Here is a 19,095-nt window from a genome sequence, read left to right on the forward strand (position 1 = left end):
CGCTTGACCTTCGGCCTGTGATCCTTGTGTCACTGGCCTGCGTTGCGCAGACGGCTTGGCATCATCGCCGTTCCTGCTGGCGGCGCATGGCGCAGGCGTCGGCCTTGTTGCCACCAGACCAGCGCCAGCAACAGCAGGGCCGGCAGGTAGATGACAAACGGCGATGGGCGGTCGGGGTTGGGGATTTTCAGGCTGCGGACGTCCCAGCCCTGTTCCCAGCTGGCCTTGCGTGCCGTGCTGCCAAAACGCACGTTCATGATCTGTACCGTATCTCCCAATTCCATGAACTGCAATCCGGCCAGGGCCAGACGCTGCATGCCCAGCGCCTTGCGCGCCATCGCCGGGTCTGCCGCCGCGTCGGTGCTGCCTGCCGCTGCCTGGGCATTCGCCGGCAGCGCGGGCAGGCGTACGGCCACGGTTTTGGAAAGCTCATCGCCTTCGATGTTGTAGCCCTGGATGATGGCCACCAGGCGGCCATTGTCAGGCAGCTCGGCCGCGACCTGATAGATATCGGCAGCCGGCTGTTCACGGTATTCCTCATAGAATTGGTTCATGAACCAGTCCGGCCGGAACAGCATGAAGGTCACGAGCAGCAGCACGACGACTTCCACGGGATTGGCGCGAACGCGCATCCAGCGCATGGTGGCCGCGGCAAAAGTCATGGAAGCGAGCGTGGCGCCGATGATCACCAGGCTGAGCTGCCACCAGCCTTCGACGTCGATGAGCAGCAGCATCGGGTTGAATACGAACATGAAGGGCAGCAAGGCCGTCCGCAGCGCGTAGGTCACGCCCTGCAGGCCGGTCTTGATCGGATCCTCGCCGGAAATGGCCGCAGCGGCGAAGGTAGCCAGGCCCACGGGCGGCGTGATGTCGGCCATGATGCCGTAATAGAACACGAACATGTGCACGGCAATCAGCGGGATGATCAACCCGCTTTGGGCGCCGAGTTCGACGATGACTGGCGCCATCAGCGTGGCCATCAGGATGTAATTGGCCGTGGTCGGCATGCCCAGCCCCAGGATCAGGCAGACCAGGGCGGTGAAGAACAGCATCGCCAGAACATTGCCCATGGACACCATTTCCACGAAGGCGGTCATGCGCAGCCCCAGCCCGGTGAGCGTGATGCCGCCAACGATCAGGCCGGCCGTGCCGCAGGCGATGGCGATGCCTATCATGTTGCGCGCGCCATCCTGCAGGCCCAGGATGGCTTCAGTGGCACCCTGGCGCCATGCCGGCATGGTCGCCTGATGACGGAACCAGGCCGTCAGCGGGCGCTGCGTCACCATTTGCAGCAGGATGGCAACGGCGGCCCAGAAGGCCGACAGGCCGGCGGAAAGCTCTTCTATGCTCAGGCACCAGACCAGCACGCCGATGGGAATCAGGAAGTGCAGTCCGGCCCGGACGGTCGGCCAGGTTTCGGGGCGCTGAGGGTTGGTGATGCTGATATCCGTCGGCAGGTCGGGATGGCGCGCGGCCATGCGCAGCAGCCAGATGTTCAGGATCACCAGCAGGCCTATCAGTATCCACATGGCCGCTGCACCGGCCATCGCCTGTACGCCTATGCCGATGTAATAGACCAGGCCCATGACCACCAGCGTGCCGGAGATACCCATGCCCCAGCCGGCCAGTTTCTGCAGCGGGGTTTTCGGTTTGCCGGCTGACATCATGGGCTGAATGCCCAGTTTCAGGGCTTCCAGATGCACGATATAGAACAGCGCGACATAGGAAATCGACGCCGGCAGGATGGCGTGGCGAATGATGTCGGTGTACGGGATGCCCACGTACTCGATCATCAGGAAGGCGGCGGCGCCCATGACGGGCGGCATGAGCTGGCCATTGACCGAGGATGCGGTTTCGATGGCGCCTGCGCGTATGCCGCCATAGCCGGCTTTTTTCATCAGCGGAATCGTGAATATGCCGCCAGTGACCACATTTGCGACCGAAGAGGCCGAAACCAGGCCGTTGACGGCAGAGGACACCACGGCCACCTTGGCGGGCCCGCCGCGCAGGTGCCCCAGCAGCGCAAAGGACACCTGCATCATGTAGTTGCCGGCCCCGCTTTTGTCAAGCAGCGAGCCCAGCAGGACGAAAATGAAGATGTACGAGACCGACACGCCCAGCGCGACGCCATAGACACCTTCCGTGGTCAGCCACATGTGCGAGGCCAGGCGTTCCAGCGAAGCGCCGCGGTGGGCCAGCACATCGGGCATATAGGGGCCGGCCATGGCATAGATGACAAAGGCCAGGCCGAGGACGGCCATGGGGGCGCCCAGCGCGCGGCGCGTGACTTCCAGCAGCAGAACCAGCCCCAGTGCGGCAGAAACGATGTCGAACTGGGTAGGCTGCCCGGGACGGCGCGACAGCTCGACGTAGAACAGATACAGATAGGCGCCGCAGAAAGCGGCCGCCAGCGCCAGTAGCCAATCGTAGAGCGGCATGCGATCGCGCGGCGAGCGTTTGCTGAACGGATAGGCCAGATAGCCCAGGAACATGGCGATGCCCAGGTGCAGGGCACGGGCTTCGGTGTCGTTGAAGATGCCTATGCCCAGGTCGAACGGAAAGGGCGAGGCGTACCAGAGCTGGAACAGCGACCAGAGCAAGGCGCCGATGGCCAGCACGGCGCCGGCCAGGCCGCCAGCGTTGCGCCCGCCGCGATCGACGTCGGCGACCAGTTGTTCGAGATCGGTGGAGGGTGTCTGCGGGGTGTGGCTCATGGCATGCCTCCTGTGTTGCGGCGTACCGGCGCAGCCGGTCCGTGGGCGGGGGGCGCGGCCTGGCCTGGTCGGGCGCATCCCCGCAAGGACAGGGCGCCGGGAATGGCGCACTGTCCGGGCATTACATCCAGCCGCGCTCCTTGTAGTATTTCTCCGCGCCGGGATGCAGCGGGGCGGACAGGCCGTTCTTGATCATTTCCTCAGGCGTCAGGTGCGCCAGGGCCGGGTGCAGCTTCTTGAAATCGTCGAAGTTATCGAAGACGGCCTTGGTAATGCGATAGACCGCTTCGTCAGGCACATCGGCGGAGGTGACTACCGTGGCCAGCACCCCGTAGGTGTCGATGTCATCGGGATTGTTGGGGTAGAGGCCGCCAGGAATGGTGACTTTTGCAAAGTAGTCGTGGTCATTGACCAGCTTGTCCACGGCGGGGCCGGTCAGCGGCACCAGTTGCGCGCCGCAGGTCGTGGCCGGGTCCTGGATATTGGCCGAAGGGTGGCCGACACCATAGATGAAGCCATCTATTTTGCCGTCGCACAGGGCAGGGCCGTGCTCATCGGCGCGCAGTTCGGAAGCCAGCGCAAAGTCCTTCAGCGTCCAGCCGCGCGCCGCCAGGTACTGTTCCAGCGAAGCCCGCGTGCCGGATCCGGGGTTGCCGACGTTAAAGCGCTTGCCCTTGAAATCGTCGAAGGACTTCACATTGGCTTCCTTGCGAGCCATGACGGTGAAGGGCTCGGGGTGCAGGGAGAACACCGAGCGCAGTTTGTCGTACTTGGCGTCCTTGAATTGTTCCTCCCCGTGATAGGCGTTGTAGGCCACATCGGACTGCGCCACGCCGAAGTCCAGTTCCCCGGCCTTGATGGTATTGATGTTGAACACCGAAGCCCCGGTGGATTCAACCGAGCATCGCAGGCCATGGTCTTTGCGGTCTTTGTTCACCAGGCGGCAAATGGCGCCGCCGGCGGCGTAGTACACGCCAGTGACGCCGCCCGTGCCGATACTGACGAACTGTGTCTGGGCTTGTGCCGGGCTTGCGGCCACGGCGCTGCCAAGCAGGAGGGTGGCAAGGATATTGAGGGTCGGCCCTTGGCGACGGAAGAAAGGGAAAAAGGGATTGCGCATGCGATTTCTCCTTGCTTTGATGAAAGGGGACAGAAATCCGTGCTGGCCGTGTGCCGGAGGGTATGGGCAGGTGGCGACAGGGCCGCGAGCGTGGGTCACGCACCGGGCGAGTTTGCAATCCATTGAAGCAGATTTTTCATGTTGCAGATATTTGGAGCTAACCCGATATCGGAAGGGTGCACGTGCACCAATGTCGTGTGGCATCATGGCGCGTTCCGGCCTGCTATCCCCGCCGTCTGCTTGTCCGGGGGGAGCGGTGCCGCATCCCCTGGCCGTTCAGCCGCTATACCGTCTAAAATCAAGCTTCTATGACGCAACCCGGCTTACAGCCTGGTGCTCTGCCTGGCGCCTGTGACCTGTCCGTGTGGCCTGTTCATCGGGCAGCCAGGATGTTTGTCCTGATGTGCGCGCTGCCGTCGGGCCGGGCGTTGCCGGCCAGGACTGGGAGGCTTGAGATCGAGGGTCTGGAATTGAGGGCCTGGGATTGATCGTCTGGTATGGCAGCCATGGCCATGACCGTTGGTCAGTCGCCGGCAAACCGCGCAGTTTTTCAAGTCTGGTCCATTCCGGTCGCCAGGCGGCCAGGGCCGCGCAGGGTCCGGAATGGCATTGATGATTTCCGTTCATGTCACATCACATCACCGTTATTCCCGCCAATCATGTCTTCTCCGTAGAGGAGGGCCAGAATCTGCTGGATGCTGCGCTTGCGGCAGGCATTGTGTTGCCCTACAGCTGCCGTAACGGCGCCTGTTCGAGCTGCAAGGGCAAGGTGATCAGCGGCGAGTTCCAGGCTGGCGGTGCCGTGGCGCAAAGTTTGCCGACCTCGGATATCGCTGCGGGATACACGCTGTTCTGTCAGGTCACGCCCACCTCCGACATGGTCATCGAGTCCCATCAGGTGCGTTTGGCGACGGATATCGAAATCCGCAAGCTGCCGGTGCGCGTTCTGGCGATGGAGCGCCCCGTGGCCGATGTGGCCATTCTGACATTGCAATTGCCGGCGACGGAGAATTTCCGATACTACGCCGGCCAGTATGTAGATATCCTTTTGAAAGACGGTGTGCGACGCAGCTATTCCGTGGCCAGTGCGCCGGGGCAAGCCAAAACCCTGGAACTGCATTTGCGCCATGTGCCTGGCGGTCTGTTCACCGACCATGTATTTGGCGTCGGCGCGACGCAGATGCGCATCAAGGAAATCCTGCGCATCGAAGGACCGCAAGGCTCATTCTTCCTGAGGGAAGATGACGCTGCGCCCATCGTGATGCTCTGCAGCGGTACAGGGTTCGCGCCGGTGCAGTCCATGGTGGAGCACATGCGCGCACAAGGCTTGCGCCGCCAGGTGCGCCTGTACTGGGGCGGGCGCCGGCCGGTGGATCTCTACCACGACGCCAAGGCGCGTGAGTGGGCGCAGCAGATGCCGGATTTCTCCTATATTCCAGTGGTGTCCGATGCGCAGGCAGCGGACGGCTGGCAAGGGAGGACCGGATGGGTGCATGAGGCCGTCTTGCAGGATTTGCCTGACTTGTCGGGTTGGCAGGTGTATGCCTGTGGCGCGCCTGCTATGGTGGAAGCGGCAAGACGCGATTTCCTGCAGCGTGGGGGCCTGTCTGAAGCCCGGTTTTTCTCGGATGCCTTTACCAATGCGGCAGATCTGGCGGCCTTGCAAGTGTGAACGGCCTGGCGGTAGCGCCCAGGCGGGCCGGCACCCATCTTGTCGTTTTTTAGGGCTGCGGGATGGCAGCCGGAGCGTTACACTCAGCGATTATCGCCTGCGGGGTGGGCGATCAGAGTCAACGCGCGCATGCATCCATGCTGAATCATGTGCGCAGCAAAGGTTTGCATCCTGGAAAACGGGGGGAACAGCATGAGAGTTGTGGTGTTGGGCAGCGGGGTGGTAGGCACTTCCAGCGCATGGTGGCTGCGTCAGGCAGGCCATGAGGTTGAAGTGCTGGATCGCAGTACGGGGCCTGCACAGGAAACCAGTTTTGCCAATGGCTGCCAGATTTCGGTTTCCTATGCTGAGCCTTGGGCCAATCCCCATGCGCCGCTGAAGTTGCTCAAATGGTTGTTCAAGGATGATGCGCCATTGCTGTTCCGTCCGCAGCTGGACTGGCACCAGTGGCTGTGGGGCGCGGCCTTCCTGCGTGAGTGCCTGCCTTCGCGTTTGCCGCGCAACATCCGTGCGATGGTACGGATGGCGGAGTACAGCCGCAGCACCCTGCGTGAATTGCGCCGCGAACTGTCCATTGAGTACGACCACCTGGAACGCGGCATCCTGAATTTCTATCGCAGCCAGGAAGAGTTCGACGATTCCCAGGAAGCGGCCGGCATGATGCGCGATTTCGGCGTGGAGCGCCGGGTCGTTTCGACCGATGAAGTCGTGCAGATCGAACCTGCGCTGGCGCCCAGCCGCCATCTGATCGTCGGCGGGGACTACACCCCTGAAGATGAAAGCGGTGATGTGCATAAATTCACTGCGGCGCTGGCGCAGCGTGCCGAGGCTGCCGGTGTCAACTTCCGTTTTTCGACGCGGATCACGCGCCTGCTTTGCGAGCAGGGGCGCATCACCGGTGTGGAAGTCATTGCGCCCGAAGGCCATTATGAGATCGTGCGTGCCGATGCCTTCGTCGTGGCGCTGGGCAGCTTTTCCCCGCAATTGCTGCGTCCGCTGGGAGTGCGTTGCATGGTGTATCCCGCCAAGGGGTATTCCGCGACCTTCCCCGTGATCGCGCCGGAACTGGCGCCCATGGCCAGCCTGACCGATAGCGGTCACAAAATTGTGTTCAGCCGCCTGGGCGACAAACTGCGCATGGCTGGCACTGCGGAACTTTCTGGGTATTCGCGTTCTCTAAATAATAAGCGCTGCGAAGCCATGACGCGGGTAGCGCGAGAGCTGTTCCCCGATGCGCTGGATTTCGACAACGTGGCATATTGGACCGGGCTGCGTCCTGCAACCCCGTCCAACGTGCCCTTGATCGGCCGTTCGCGCATTGCCAACCTTTATCTCAACACCGGGCACGGCACACTGGGCTGGACCATGGGTGCCGGTTCGGGCCGGGCGCTGGCGGATATCGTATCCGGCCGTCGTCCGGAACCCGAGTTCCCCTTTCTAGGCGTTTAAAGTCAGAGTCATCTATGAGCATCAAACAAGAGTTTTCTGGCCGCTTGTTTTCTGGCCATATGCTGCAGGCGATGCGTCGCTTGCCCCAGGCCTTGGCGCTGGCATTGGGTGTATCCGGTTCTGCCGTCGCCTGGGCCGCGCCGCAGGAAGTGCAGGTTTGGCATACGTTGACGGGCCGCAATCAGGCCGAGTTCGACAAACTGGCCGCGGATTACAACAAAAGCCAGGCCAATGTCCGGGTCGTGTTGCGTGGTTTCAATGGTGAAGATGAGCTGGCGCGCGAAACCGCGATGGCGATAGCCGGCAAGTATGCGCCGCAACTGGTGCAGATCAGTGACCAGCATTCGCCGGAAGTCATTGCGGAACATGCAGCCATTTTGCCCATGCACCAGTTGCTTGCCACGCACCCGATCCGCGACCAGGCCTGGTTCCTGCCGCAGGCCAGCAGCTTTGTGCGTGATGGCCGTGGCCGCCTGCTGGCGTTCCCGTGGATGGCGGAAGTACCGGTGATGTTCTACAACATCGACGCCTATCGCAAGGCAGGCCTGAATCCGGCACAGCCGGCTCGCACCTGGAACGATCTGCAGAACGAACTGGCGCAGCTCTATGAGCGTACCGATCTGCAATGCGCCTATGCGACTGGCGACCCTCTGACCGTGCACCTGGAGAACCTGGCGCCGGTGAACGGCAAGCTGTATGCCACAGCGGATAACGGCCTGGGCCGTGGCAAGCCCAGCCTGAATTTCGATGTGCTGTATATGCGCCATATCTCGCTGATGGCCAGCTGGAAGCGCGGCCACCTGATGACGGAATTCCCCAATGACAACGAAGCGAACCTGGCATTTGCGCGCGGCCGTTGCGGCGTGCTGACGACAGGCTCGGGGGCGCTGGGGGAATTGATGGCATCCAATACGCTGTCGTTCGGCGTGGCGCCGCTGCCTTACTATTCGCAGGTGACGAGCCAGCCCGGCAAGCCGTTCATCAGCGGCAGTGCGCTGTGGGCGCTGAAGGGGCACGATCGAGGTTCCGATGCGGCGACGGCCTCGTTCCTGGCCTACCTGGCTACGCCGGTGGTGGCTGCCGAGTGGCATCAGAAGACCGGTTATCTGCCGCTGACGCAAGCGGCCTTCCTGGCAGCCGATGTGTCTTTCTATGACCGCATTCCGGGGACGCAGAAACTGATTGCCTCGCTGGAAAGTGCGCCGACGGTGGCCAGCCGCGGCTTCCGCCTGCCGAATTATCCGCAGGTCGCCGTGGTGCTCAATGATGCCTTGGCGGCGGCATTGTCGGGCCAGCGTCCGGCGATGGAAGCGCTGCAAAGTGCCGTGCGTCAGGGTAATGCCTTGATGAAGTGAATGTGGCCGGGGCATGCCCCGGCGCAGCGGCTGGCGGACACCCGCTGGCTGGAAACGGGAAGGGCGGCTCAGGCCGGCTTCCCGTTTTTTTTGCCCGACAGCGGTGGCGGAGGCCAGCCCGCCGTGCCTAGGCTCCGACAAGGGCCGGGCTTGCCCGGGGCATGTTTTGTGCATGCGCGGCTGGTTGCACACGGACAGGGATAGGCGGGAGAAGCCAGGTATGGATTCATTGACACAGGCAGTACTGGGGGGTGCCCTGCAGGGTAGCCTGCTGGGACGATGGCAAGGGCGGCGGGCCCTGGCGTATGGTGCGGCGCTGGCAACATTGCCAGACCTGGATGTGCTGATACGCTATGCCGACCCGGTGTCGATGATGACCTATCATCGCGGATTTTCGCATTCCCTGTTCGTCCTGACCGGACTGGCTGCCGTGCTGACCGGCCTGATACGCTGGCGCTGGCCGCAGGCGGCCTATGGCTGGCGGCGCCTGTTCCTGACCTTATGGCTGGTGCTGCTGACGCATCCCTTGCTGGATGCGTTCACGGTGTACGGCACTCAGTTGTTTTGGCCGTTGCAACCGGTACCCGCGAGCTGGGCAGCGGTCTTCATCATTGACCCTGTCTATACCCTGCCTTTGCTGGGCGCGGTGATATATGGCGTCTGGCGTGGCTGCACGGCCAGGGCCCGCCGCCTGATGGCGGCCGCCCTGGTATTCAGCACCCTGTACCTGGGCTTTGGCTGCATCAGCCGGATGGTGGCTGAACACCGGGTCTCGGTGGCGTTGCAGGCGCGTGGGGTGGCGGTCACTGAATTGCGCGGCGTGCCCATGCCGTTCAATACCCTGCTCTGGCGGGTGCTGGCCCGGACGCCGGATGGGTCCTATTACGAGGCCGTCAGTGGTCTGTTCGACCAGGCGCCGCCCGAGTTGCTGCGCCAGCCCTTGAATCAGGATCTGGCACAGGCCCTGGCAACCGACCCCTTGCATCAGCGGCTGCGCTGGTTCACGGACGGTTGGCTGCGCTATGACCAGCGCGGGAACGCGCTGGTGGTGACGGACCTGCGCATGGGGGTGCCGGGCAGCTACACCTTTCGCTTCAAAATGGCCGAGCAGGATGCTCAGGGGCAGTGGCAGCATGTCGTGCCCAGTGCCTGGGAGAGCCAGGACACGGCAGGCAGCGCCGAACTGGGACTGCTGTTCCGGCGTATCTGGCGGCAGGAACCACCGCTGCCGCTGCCAAACTGGATGGAGCGTTTCCTGTAAGAGCGGTTGCTTGTAAGGGGGGGCAGCTGCCGTCCCACGCCCTTGTAGTCAGTGGTACGGCAGCTGCCCTCCGGCAGGGCGCTTCTGGCATGGCGGCGAGCCGGGCCCGACAGTGGGCCAGGGTTGGGCGCAGGGCCGTAGCGGGTGGCCGGGGGCGCCATGGCCTGGTGCCCGTCCGCCACGGGGTGCCGGGCTTAGCGCTGGGCTGGTACGGCGGTGTGAACCGGGCGGCCCTGGAACACGGTCAGCAAGACTTCGGTATTGCTGATGTCTGCCGTCGGGATAGTGAAGAGATCACGGTCCAGCACGATGATGTCGGCCGATTTCCCGACTTCCAGTGTGCCCGTCTGCTCCTCGCGCCCGATGGCCTTGGCGCCTGCCTGGGTAAAGATGCGCAGGGCCTCCTCCAGCTGGATGGCCTGTTCCGGGTTCAGCGTCTGGCCGGCACGCTGGCCATGAGGATCGGCGCGGGTAGGTAGCGCTTCAATGACAGGCTAGGGATTGTTGTCCTTGACGCTCGAGGGCCAGGATATTGTCATCCTTGATGGCAATGGCTTCCACCCAGGGCTGCTGGGGATTCTCGGTATAGATGCGGCCATTGTGGAGCAGCATGTCGGCATTGTTGCCAGGGGCGGCGAGCGTGGGTGCCGACCAGGCGCTCAGGCTGGCGGCCAGTGCCAATATGAGAAACGGGAAATACAGGCAAAAAAACCGCCTGGAAAAAAGGCTGTCCGCCTGCATGTGCAGGCGAGGGAGCACGCGTTCAGGCTTTTATCCTAGCCCGCGCTCTGATCCGGACGGGCATGAAAAAAGCCATGCCCAGATAGGGCATGGCTTTCTTGAAGCCGCCCCTGCGAAGGGGGGCTTGTGCGAGGTAGCCGGTGCGGGCACCGGCCTTGCATTACACGCTGACGCTGTCTGCAACGTCCTTGTAGTCTGCGATCTGGTCGAAGTTCAGGTACTTGTAGATCTTGTCGCCATTTTCATTGATGACGCCAATATCGGCCATGTACTCTTCCTTCGTGGGGATGCGACCCAGGCGCGAGCAGATGGCGGCCAGTTCGGCGGAACCCAGGTACACGAAGGTGTTCTTGCCCAGGCGGTTCGGGAAGTTACGCGTGCTGGTGGACATCACCGTTGCGCCTTCACGGACTTGCGCCTGGTTGCCCATGCACAGCGAGCAGCCGGGCATTTCGGTGCGCGCACCTGCCGTGCCGAACACGCCGTAGTGGCCTTCTTCGGTCAGCTGGGCGGCATCCATCTTGGTGGGCGGAGCCACCCACAGCTTGACCGGGATATCGCGCTTGCCTTCCAGCAGCTTGGACGCTGCGCGGAAGTGGCCGATGTTGGTCATGCAGCTGCCGATGAACACTTCGTCGATGGTGGCGCCGGCAACGTCGGACAGCGTCTTGACGTCGTCCGGGTCGTTCGGGCAGGCCACGATGGGCTCATGGATGTCGGCCAGGTCGATGTCGATGACAGCGGCGTATTCGGCGTCTGCATCCGGTTCCAGCAGCTTGGGGTCGGCCAGCCAGGCTTCCATCGCCTTGATGCGGCGAGCCAGGCTGCGTTCGTCCTTGTAGCCATTGGCGATCATCCACTTCAGCATCACGATGTTGCTGTTGATGTATTCGATGATCGGTTCCTTGTTCAGGCGCACGGTGCAGCCTGCGGCGGAACGTTCGGCCGATGCGTCGGACAGTTCGAATGCCTGTTCGACCTTCAGCTCGGGCAAGCCTTCGATTTCCAGGATGCGGCCGGAGAAGATGTTCTTCTTGCCTTGCTTGGCAACCGTCAGCAGGCCTTGCTTGATGGCGTAGAGCGGAATGGCATTGACCAGGTCACGCAGCGTGACGCCGGGTTGCATCTTGCCCTTGAAACGCACCAGCACGGATTCCGGCATGTCCAGCGGCATGACGCCAGTGGCGGCAGCAAAGGCCACCAGGCCCGAACCGGCCGGGAAGCTGATGCCGATCGGGAAGCGGGTGTGCGAGTCGCCGCCGGTGCCGACGGTATCCGGCAGCAGCATGCGGTTCAGCCAGGAGTGGATCACGCCGTCGCCGGGGCGCAGCGAGATGCCGCCACGGGTGCTGATGAACTCGGGCAGCGTGTGGTGCGTCTTGACGTCCACGGGCTTGGGGTAGGCGGCAGTGTGGCAGAACGACTGCATCACCAGGTCGGCCGAGAAACCCAGGCAGGCCAGGTCTTTCAGCTCGTCGCGGGTCATGGGGCCGGTGGTGTCCTGGCTGCCCACGGAGGTCATCTTGGGTTCGCAGTAGGTACCCGGGCGCACGCCCTGGCCTTCCGGCAGGCCGCAGGCACGGCCGACCATCTTCTGCGCCAGTGAAAAGCCCTTGCCGCTATCGACAGGGTTCTGCGGCAGGCGGAACAGCGTGGAGGGGGGCAGGCCCAGCACTTCGCGGGCCTTGGCGGTCAGGCCACGGCCAATGATCAGCGGAATGCGGCCGCCGGCGCGCACTTCGTCGAACAGCACATCCGACTTGACCTTGAATTCGGCGATGACTTCGCCGTTCTTCAGGGCCTTGCCTTCATAGGGGCGCAGTTCAACGACGTCGCCCATTTCCATTTGCGATACGTCGAGTTCGATAGGCAGAGCGCCGGCATCTTCCATGGTGTTGTAGAAGATGGGGGCGATCTTGCCGCCCAGACAGACGCCACCGAAGCGCTTGTTGGGAACGAAGGGAATGTCCTCGCCAGTGAACCACAGCACCGAGTTGGTGGCGGATTTGCGCGAAGAACCGGTGCCGACCACATCGCCGACGTAGGCGATCAGGTGGCCCTTGTCTTTCAGGGATTCGAGGAACTTGACGGGGCCGACCTTGCCGGCGTCATCAGGCTCGATGCCGGGACGCGGGTTCTTGAGCATGGCCAGCGCGTGCAGCGGGATGTCCGGGCGGCTCCAGGCGTCAGGGGCGGGCGACAGATCGTCGGTATTGGTTTCGCCAGTCACCTTGAAGACGGTGATGGTCATGCTTTCCGGCACTTCCGGGCGGCTGGTGAACCATTCGCCGTCAGCCCAGCTTTGCAGCACGGCCTGGGCGTTGGCATTGCCTTTCTCGGCCTTTTCCTGCACATCATGGAAGGCGTCGAACATCAGCAGCGTTTTCTTCAGGCCTTCGGCAGCCAGCATGCCGACTTCGGCATCGTCCAGCAGTTCGATCAGGGCGCTGATGTTGTAGCCGCCGAGCATGGTGCCCAGCAGACGGACCGCGTGAGAGCGGTCGATCAGCGGACACGACTCGGTGCCATGGGCCACGGCGGCCAGATAGGATGCCTTGACCTTGGCGGCATCGTCCACGCCGGCCGGCACGCGGTGCGTGATCAGGTCAAGCAGGAACTCTTCTTCGCCCGCAGGCGGATTCTTCAGCAGTTCGATAACGCCGGCGGTTTGCTGGGCGGACAGCGGCAGCGGCGGAATGCCCAGGGCGGCGCGCTCGGCGACGTGTTGGCGGTAGGCTTCTAGCATGGTTGATTTGCCTGCAAAAAGGGACTTGAAACACTGAGTATTGTAATGGGAAAAGCAGGGGGGCTGCAATAGTCTTATATAAGACATAAGACTGGTTCGCATTTGCCATGGCGATTGGAACGGCAGCGGCGTTGGCGGCAGGCACGGCGATCCAGGGTGTGACACAATGCCGCGCTCGGGCAGCAGGCCTGGCAAGGTGCGCGCAGCCCTGGGTTGCGGGTGGAAACAAGAAAGGGGAAGGGATGCAGATCATGATTGTGGGCGCCAGCCAGGGCTTGGGCCGGGCTTTTGCAGAAGGGCTGTGCCAGCCGGGGGATACCTTGATTGGCGTCTCGCGAAGTACGCCGGCGATCTTGAGTGTGCCGCCCGGCGTGGCATGCCGCTGGGTGGAGGCCGATCTCACCGCGCCTGCGGCGGCAGCGGCGCAGCTGGCGCAAGTCGCGCCGGAATCCCTGGATGTCCTGATCTACAACCTGGGCCTGTGGGAAGAGAAGGCTTTCACGGCCGATTATTTTTTCACCCAGGACGCCGACGCGGATCTGATGCGCATGGTGGATGTAAACGTGACGGCAGCGTTGCTGGTCATCAAGCATTTGCTGCCGCGCTTGCTGACCTCGGCACGGCCGCGCCTGATCCTGACAGGCTCGACCTCGGCGCTGCGCCAATGCGGCCGTCCCGAGGTGGCATTTGGCGCCACCAAAAGCGCGCTCAACGGCCTGGGGGATGCCTTGAGGGAAGGGTTTCGGGATGCCCGGCTGGGAGTGACCACCCTGCAATTGGGTTATCTCAATACGACCGATGACCTGGCTGTGCCTGCGTCTCAGGCGGCCTGGCGCGGTGAGGGCAAGCTGGTGCCGCTGCATGATGTGGTGGCGATGGTGCGCACCATCCTGGCCCTCTCGGATGCCAGCTTTGTGCGGGAACTGGTCATGCCCGCGATTCTGGACGAGCGCTTTTAAGTCCTGCGGCCTGGGCGCGAAACGGCGGGCCGCGCCAATGGAAAACGCCCGCCAGGCGATGCCGGGCGGGCGTTGATCATCAGGTGTCTGGCCGCGATTGCATGCGGCCGGGCATCTGTATGGGGTTATAGCAGGTCTTTGACGCCGTCACGCTCTTCGAGCAGTTCTTTCAGCGTGAAGTCCAGGCGCTCGCGCGAGAATTCGTCGATTTCCAGGCCTTCGACACGCTTGTATTCACCGTTTTCGGTGATGACGGGCACGCCGTAGATGATGCCTTCAGGAATGCCGTAGGAGCCGTCCGAGGGCACGCCCATCGTGACCCACTTGCCATTGCTGCCCAGCACCCAGTCGCGGATGTGGTCGATGGCGGCATTGGCGGCCGAAGCGGCCGACGACAGGCCACGGGCCTGGATGATGGCGGCGCCACGCTTGCCCACGGTGGGGATGAAATCGTCGCGGTTCCAGGCGTCATCATTGATCAGCGCCTTCAGGCTCTTGCCATTGACGGTGGCGAAACGATAGTCGGGGTACATCGTGGGCGAGTGGTTGCCCCACACGACCAGCTTCTCGATATCGGCCACGGCCACGCCAGCCTTGTCGGCCAGTTGCGTCAGGGCACGGTTGTGGTCCAGGCGCAGCATGGCGGTGAAGTTCTTCGCGGGCAGATCCGGGGCGGATTGCTGGGCGATGTAGGCATTGGTGTTGGCGGGGTTGCCGACGACCAGCACCTTGACGTCGCGGCTGGCGACATCGTTCAGGGCCTTGCCTTGTTCCGTGAAGATCTTGGCGTTGACGTTCAGCAGGTCCTTGCGCTCCATGCCGGGGCCGCGGGGACGGGCGCCGACGAGCAGGGCAATGTCAGCGTCCTTGAAGGCTTCGCGGGGATCGCTGTGCGCGGTGATGCCTTGCACCAGCGGGAATGCGCAGTCGTCCAGCTCCATGATGACGCCCTTGAGCGCCTGTTGGGCCTTCTCGTCGGGGATCTCCAGCAGTTGCAGGATGACGGGCTGGTCTTTGCCCAGCATTTCACCCGAAGCAATGCGGAACAGCAGCGCGTAGCCGATCTGGCCGGCGGCGCCGGTGACGGCAACACGTTTTGCAGGCTTGGACATTCTTCAATCTCCGTAGGTCTTGGTAATGGCGACGGGCGAGATACCCGACGGTTTGCATGATGTTCTTGCGCGACGTTCGCCCGAGGCAGGCGGCAGGGCGGCTGGCACCATGGTGGTGCAACATCATGCCGCAGCGCCGCAAATATTAAACCTTCAAGGGCGATGTTGCTATGAAACTGACACTGATTTTCATCAATTCCAGATGGAATTTCATTTCAAGGAGGAATTAATTCTCATTGAAAGGAAACTGTTGTATTTCCATCTATTGAATTTTCAGATTAATGAAAGGTTCGATAAAAATCTTAGAGCAAAAAACAGGCGAGCGTCAAACCATCTTATATCTTATATAAGACAAAAGAGTGCTGGATTTCTGCGTGAGTCGTGTGCGACAATTGGCCCCGTTTCCGATTCTTTACTACCGGCAGTCGCCGGGTTGCGTCACCTGCAACCTGGCTGCCGGCCTTGTGCTTTATGTCCGAAATCCCTGGCGAATCTTCTTCAGCGCGACCGCGGACGGCGACGCGTCAGGTGGTGCGTGCGGCAGGCGCCGGCGGCGCCGCCTTCAGCCCGTTGTATCAGCAGATCAAAGCCTTGATTGTCGATAGCCTGGAACGTGGCGAATGGAAGCCTGGCGAGTCCATTCCCAGCGAAATGGAACTGGCTGCGCGCTTTCATGTCAGCCAGGGCACCGTGCGCAAAGCCATTGATGAACTGGCGGCCGAGCATTTATTGCTGCGTCGCCAGGGCAAAGGGACTTTCGTCGCCACCCATAATGAACCGCGCACGCGTTACCGTTTCCTGCGCCTGGCCAGCGATGAGGCCACGGACAGCGGCGGCGCGCAGAGCCGTTTCATTGAGTGCCGCCGGGCGCGGGCAAGTGCGGAAATCGCCAAGACCCTGGCCTTGCGCACAGGCGATCCCGTCATCACGATCCGTCGCGTTCTGTCCTTCGACGGCGAGCCGACAGTCATTGACGATATCTGCCTGCCGGGAGGGCCTTTCCGGCGCCTGACGGCCGATCTGCTGGCCGGCTATCGCGGGCCGCTCTATGCCTTGTTTGAATCCGAATTTGGCATCAGCATGGTGCGCGCCGACGAGAAGCTCAGGGCCGTGGCGGCGACGGATGACGATGCGGTTTTGCTGGGCGTGGCGGCAGGTTCGCCGCTGCTGCAGGTCGAACGTGTGTCTTATACGTATGGTGATCGCCCCATGGAATACAGAAGGGGTTTATACATCACGGAGCGTTACTACTATCGCAACAGTTTGAAGTGAATACGGTGTAACATACTGCTGCCCGCGTTTTGTGATGATTTGAAACCCCAACTGACATAAGCGAAAATAGCGCGTTTGCCTAATTTTTTTAGAAACGAGGCTGTCCATGAGTGATTCCATACCTAAGCCGCGTCCCACTTACAAAAACGTAGGTGTGCCGCAACTCCTTGTCTATCTTCGGCATATGCCGTCGCCGGGCAAAGTGTCCATCCTGCATCGCGCCAGTGGCGTGATTCTGTTCCTCTGTTTGCCGTTGGTGATCTTGCCTCTATTCGCCATGAGTGTCGGTTCTGAGGCAAGTTACGCGTCCATCGCGGAAGTCGCCGGCCACCCGCTGGTGAAACTCGTGCTGCTGGCCATCATCTGGGGCTACCTGCACCACTTCTGTGCGGGCATCCGCTTCCTGCTGCTCGACCTGCACATCGGTGTGGAAAAAGTCGCGGCACGCAAGAGCGCGACGACCTCCCTGGTCATCAGCCTGATCCTGACCGTCATCCTCGGCCTGAAACTTTACGGAGCATGGTAATGGGAGCCCCTGATAATATCGGCCCGCGTCGCCTGGTCGTAGGCGCTCACTATGGCGTGAAGGATTTCATTGCCCAGCGTCTGACCGCAATTATTCTTGCCACCTACACCCTGGTATTGCTGATCGGCATCCTCGTGATGTCCGAATTCAACTATGCCAACTGGAAGGCATTGTTCACGTTCCATGTCTTCGCCCTGCCTGTGGGCCAGATCCTGGCGACGCTGGCGTTCATTTCGCTGGCCTGGCATGCCTGGATCGGTGTGCGTGACATCTGGATGGACTACGTGCGCGCCGTCAGCGTGCGTCTGTTGCTGCACACCCTGACGATTCTGTGGCTGGTTGGTTCGGTCGCTTATTTCGCACAAATCCTTTGGAGCCTGTAAGCCGTGGTCGCTGTCAAAAAATCTCTTCCGCGCCGCCAGTTTGACGTTGTGGTCGTGGGCGCCGGCGGTGCCGGCATGCGTTGTTCCCTGCAACTTGCACAGGCTGGCCTGTCCGTGGCCGTGCTGTCCAAGGTTTTCCCAACCCGCTCGCATACCGTTGCCGCCCAGGGTGGCGTCAGCGCTTCGCTGGGCAATATGAGCGAAGATAACTGGTACTGGCACATGTACGACACCGTCAAGGGGTCGGATTGGCTGGGTGACCAGGACGCCATCGAGTTCATGTGCCGTGAGGCTCCTCACGCCGTGTACGAAATGGAACACTTCGGCATGCCCTTCGACCGTAACCCGGACGGCACCATTTATCAGCGCCCGTTCGGCGGCCACACCGCCAACTTCGGTGAAAAACCGGTGCAACGCGCCTGTGCTGCCGCTGACCGTACCGGTCACGCGCTGCTGCACACGCTGTATCAGCGTAACGTGTCGGCCCGCACCCAGTTCTTCGTGGAATGGATGGCGCTGGACCTGATCCGCAACGACGAGGGCGACGTCCTCGGCGTAACCGCGCTGGAAATGGAAACCGGTGAAATTTACATCCTGGAAGCCAAGACCACGGTGTTGGCCACCGGCGGCGCCGGCCGTATCTGGGCAGCTTCGACCAACGCCTTCATCAACACTGGTGACGGCCTGGGCATGGCGGCACGTGCCGGCATTCCGCTGCAGGACATGGAATTCTGGCAATTCCACCCGACCGGCGTGGCCGGCGCGGGCGTGCTGATCACCGAAGGCGTGCGCGGCGAAGGCGGCATCCTGCTGAACAAGGATGGCGAACGCTTCATGGAGCGCTATGCGCCTACGCTGAAGGATCTGGCCCCGCGTGACTTCGTGTCGCGCTCGATGGACCAGGAAATCAAGGAAGGCCGCGGCTGTGGCCCCGACGGCAGCTATGTGGTGCTCAAGCTGGATCACCTCGGCGCTGACGTCATCAAGAAGCGTCTGCCTTCGATCCGCGATATCGCCATCAAGTTTGCGAACGTGGACCCGATCAAGGAGCCGATTCCTGTCGTCCCGACCATCCACTACCAGATGGGCGGTATCCCGACCAACTTCTACGGCCAGGTGCTCGATCGCAAGAATGGCGAAAACCAGGTCATCAACGGCCTGTATGCCATCGGTGAATGCGCCGCGACGTCCGTGCACGGTGCCAACCGCCTGGGCACCAACTCGCTGCTGGATCTGATCGTATTCGGCCGTGCTGCCGGCAATCATATCGTTGCCGCGCACCCGGAACGCCAGCATGCGCACAAGCCGCTGGCCATGGAATCGGTCGATGCCTCCATGGCGCGCGTCGATGCCATCGAATCGCGTACCGGCGGCGAGCCGACGCAGGAAGTGGGCAATGCCATCCGCATGTCCATGCAGCACCACTGCGGCGTGTTCCGCACGCTGGAACTGCTGGAGGAGGGCGTAGGTCAGATCGCCGAACTGAACGAGCGTGCCAAGAACATCTCGTTCAAGGACAAGTCCAAGGTATTCAATACCGCTCGCGTCGAAGCGCTGGAACTGTCCAACATGATCGAAGTGGCCCGTGCCACCATCCTGTCGGCATCCAAGCGCCATGAAAGCCGTGGCGCGCATGCCCTGGACGACTATCCGACCCGTGACGACGAAAACTGGCTGCGCCATACGCTGTGGTACTCCGCGACCAACAGCCTGGAGTACAAGCCGGTGCAGATGAAGCCTCTGACCGTCGATTCCTTCCCGCCCAAGGCACGTACCTTCTAAGCA

15 protein-coding genes are annotated in these 19,095 nt (G+C 62.2%); 9 read left to right on the forward strand and 6 right to left on the reverse strand.

Annotated features, from left to right (window positions below; genetic code table 11):
- Positions 1-29 precede the first annotated feature (29 nt).
- The gene (locus ACNA1V_RS01090) at positions 30-2,714 is read right to left on the reverse strand and encodes a TRAP transporter permease (protein ID WP_415831718.1); all 2,685 of its coding nucleotides are present in this window, start codon (positions 2,712-2,714) and stop codon (positions 30-32) included.
- Between the two features lie 121 nt (positions 2,715-2,835).
- A complete protein-coding gene (locus ACNA1V_RS01095; RefSeq protein ID WP_415831719.1) occupies positions 2,836-3,834 on the reverse strand; it encodes a TAXI family TRAP transporter solute-binding subunit in 999 nt (332 codons plus the stop codon).
- 625 nt (positions 3,835-4,459) lie between these two features.
- Between ACNA1V_RS01095 and ACNA1V_RS01100 the strand changes: the two genes are divergently transcribed.
- The 4 genes from ACNA1V_RS01100 (at position 4,460) to ACNA1V_RS01115 (ending at position 9,571) form a co-directional block, all read left to right on the forward strand.
- Positions 4,460-5,506: a CDP-6-deoxy-delta-3,4-glucoseen reductase gene (locus ACNA1V_RS01100; RefSeq protein ID WP_415831720.1), complete on the forward strand. Its 1,047-nt coding sequence runs from the start codon at positions 4,460-4,462 to the stop codon at positions 5,504-5,506.
- Between the two features lie 192 nt (positions 5,507-5,698).
- Positions 5,699-6,955, forward strand: a complete 1,257-nt coding sequence (locus ACNA1V_RS01105) for a D-amino acid dehydrogenase (protein WP_415831721.1) — start codon at positions 5,699-5,701, stop codon at positions 6,953-6,955.
- 14 nt (positions 6,956-6,969) lie between these two features.
- Positions 6,970-8,310 (forward strand): extracellular solute-binding protein, encoded by a 1,341-nt coding sequence (locus ACNA1V_RS01110; protein WP_415831722.1) that lies wholly within the window; start codon positions 6,970-6,972, stop codon positions 8,308-8,310.
- 220 nt (positions 8,311-8,530) lie between these two features.
- Positions 8,531-9,571 carry a metal-dependent hydrolase gene (locus tag ACNA1V_RS01115; RefSeq protein WP_415831723.1) on the forward strand — a complete coding sequence of 347 codons (1,041 nt, stop codon included), beginning with the start codon at positions 8,531-8,533 and terminating at the stop codon, positions 9,569-9,571.
- 194 nt (positions 9,572-9,765) lie between these two features.
- Here ACNA1V_RS01115 and ACNA1V_RS01120 read toward each other — a convergent pair whose 3' ends face one another.
- From ACNA1V_RS01120 to acnB, 3 genes are all read right to left on the reverse strand, one after another.
- Positions 9,766-10,059 carry an amidohydrolase family protein gene (locus ACNA1V_RS01120; RefSeq protein WP_415831772.1) on the reverse strand — a complete coding sequence of 98 codons (294 nt, stop codon included), beginning with the start codon at positions 10,057-10,059 and terminating at the stop codon, positions 9,766-9,768.
- Entirely contained in the window at positions 10,055-10,183 is a 129-nt protein-coding gene (locus tag ACNA1V_RS01125) for a hypothetical protein (RefSeq protein WP_415831724.1), read from the reverse strand. Before ACNA1V_RS01125 ends, ACNA1V_RS01120 begins: the two co-directional genes overlap by 5 nt.
- A gap of 289 nt (positions 10,184-10,472) precedes the next feature.
- Positions 10,473-13,058, reverse strand: coding sequence for a bifunctional aconitate hydratase 2/2-methylisocitrate dehydratase (acnB, locus tag ACNA1V_RS01130; protein ID WP_415831725.1), 2,586 nt, complete (start codon positions 13,056-13,058; stop codon positions 10,473-10,475).
- A 242-nt stretch (positions 13,059-13,300) separates the two neighbouring features.
- On the opposite strand from acnB, the gene ACNA1V_RS01135 reads away from it, so the two are divergent.
- Positions 13,301-14,017, forward strand: a complete 717-nt coding sequence (locus ACNA1V_RS01135; protein ID WP_415831726.1) for an SDR family NAD(P)-dependent oxidoreductase — start codon at positions 13,301-13,303, stop codon at positions 14,015-14,017.
- A gap of 125 nt (positions 14,018-14,142) precedes the next feature.
- On the opposite strand, the gene ACNA1V_RS01140 is transcribed toward ACNA1V_RS01135, so the two are convergent.
- Positions 14,143-15,129 (reverse strand): malate dehydrogenase, encoded by a 987-nt coding sequence (locus ACNA1V_RS01140; RefSeq protein WP_415831727.1) that lies wholly within the window; start codon positions 15,127-15,129, stop codon positions 14,143-14,145.
- A gap of 471 nt (positions 15,130-15,600) precedes the next feature.
- On the opposite strand from ACNA1V_RS01140, the gene ACNA1V_RS01145 reads away from it, so the two are divergent.
- The 4 genes from ACNA1V_RS01145 (at position 15,601) to sdhA (ending at position 19,092) form a co-directional block, all read left to right on the forward strand.
- Positions 15,601-16,401: a GntR family transcriptional regulator gene (locus ACNA1V_RS01145; protein WP_415831728.1), complete on the forward strand. Its 801-nt coding sequence runs from the start codon at positions 15,601-15,603 to the stop codon at positions 16,399-16,401.
- Positions 16,402-16,507: 106 nt separating this feature from the next.
- Complete coding sequence (gene sdhC / locus ACNA1V_RS01150) at positions 16,508-16,927, forward strand: succinate dehydrogenase, cytochrome b556 subunit (RefSeq protein ID WP_415831729.1); 420 nt, start codon at positions 16,508-16,510, stop codon at positions 16,925-16,927.
- On the forward strand, positions 16,927-17,310 hold the full coding sequence (sdhD, locus tag ACNA1V_RS01155; protein ID WP_415831730.1) for a succinate dehydrogenase, hydrophobic membrane anchor protein: 384 nt from the start codon (positions 16,927-16,929) through the stop codon (positions 17,308-17,310). Before sdhC ends, sdhD begins: the two co-directional genes overlap by 1 nt.
- A 3-nt stretch (positions 17,311-17,313) precedes the next feature.
- Positions 17,314-19,092 carry a succinate dehydrogenase flavoprotein subunit gene (sdhA, locus tag ACNA1V_RS01160; protein WP_415831731.1) on the forward strand — a complete coding sequence of 593 codons (1,779 nt, stop codon included), beginning with the start codon at positions 17,314-17,316 and terminating at the stop codon, positions 19,090-19,092.
- Positions 19,093-19,095 lie beyond the last annotated feature (3 nt).

The sequence above is a fragment of the Kerstersia similis genome, assembly GCF_965139615.1.
GTDB lineage: Bacteria > Pseudomonadota > Gammaproteobacteria > Burkholderiales > Burkholderiaceae_B > Kerstersia > Kerstersia similis.

Excerpts from the sequence above, each read along its gene's own strand:
- ACNA1V_RS01090 (WP_415831718.1), bottom strand. The coding sequence starts at position 2,714 with ATGAGCCACACCCCGCAGACACCCTCCACCGATCTCGAACAACTGGTC.
- ACNA1V_RS01095 (WP_415831719.1), bottom strand. The coding sequence starts at position 3,834 with ATGCGCAATCCCTTTTTCCCTTTCTTCCGTCGCCAAGGGCCGACCCTC.
- ACNA1V_RS01100 (WP_415831720.1), top strand. The coding sequence starts at position 4,460 with ATGTCACATCACATCACCGTTATTCCCGCCAATCATGTCTTCTCCGTA.
- ACNA1V_RS01105 (WP_415831721.1), top strand. The coding sequence starts at position 5,699 with ATGAGAGTTGTGGTGTTGGGCAGCGGGGTGGTAGGCACTTCCAGCGCA.
- ACNA1V_RS01110 (WP_415831722.1), top strand. The coding sequence starts at position 6,970 with ATGAGCATCAAACAAGAGTTTTCTGGCCGCTTGTTTTCTGGCCATATG.
- ACNA1V_RS01115 (WP_415831723.1), top strand. The coding sequence starts at position 8,531 with ATGGATTCATTGACACAGGCAGTACTGGGGGGTGCCCTGCAGGGTAGC.
- ACNA1V_RS01125 (WP_415831724.1), bottom strand. The coding sequence starts at position 10,183 with ATGCTGCTCCACAATGGCCGCATCTATACCGAGAATCCCCAGCAGCCC.
- acnB (WP_415831725.1), bottom strand. The coding sequence starts at position 13,058 with ATGCTAGAAGCCTACCGCCAACACGTCGCCGAGCGCGCCGCCCTGGGC.
- ACNA1V_RS01135 (WP_415831726.1), top strand. The coding sequence starts at position 13,301 with ATGCAGATCATGATTGTGGGCGCCAGCCAGGGCTTGGGCCGGGCTTTT.
- ACNA1V_RS01140 (WP_415831727.1), bottom strand. The coding sequence starts at position 15,129 with ATGTCCAAGCCTGCAAAACGTGTTGCCGTCACCGGCGCCGCCGGCCAG.
- ACNA1V_RS01145 (WP_415831728.1), top strand. The coding sequence starts at position 15,601 with ATGTCCGAAATCCCTGGCGAATCTTCTTCAGCGCGACCGCGGACGGCG.
- sdhC (WP_415831729.1), top strand. The coding sequence starts at position 16,508 with ATGAGTGATTCCATACCTAAGCCGCGTCCCACTTACAAAAACGTAGGT.
- sdhD (WP_415831730.1), top strand. The coding sequence starts at position 16,927 with ATGGGAGCCCCTGATAATATCGGCCCGCGTCGCCTGGTCGTAGGCGCT.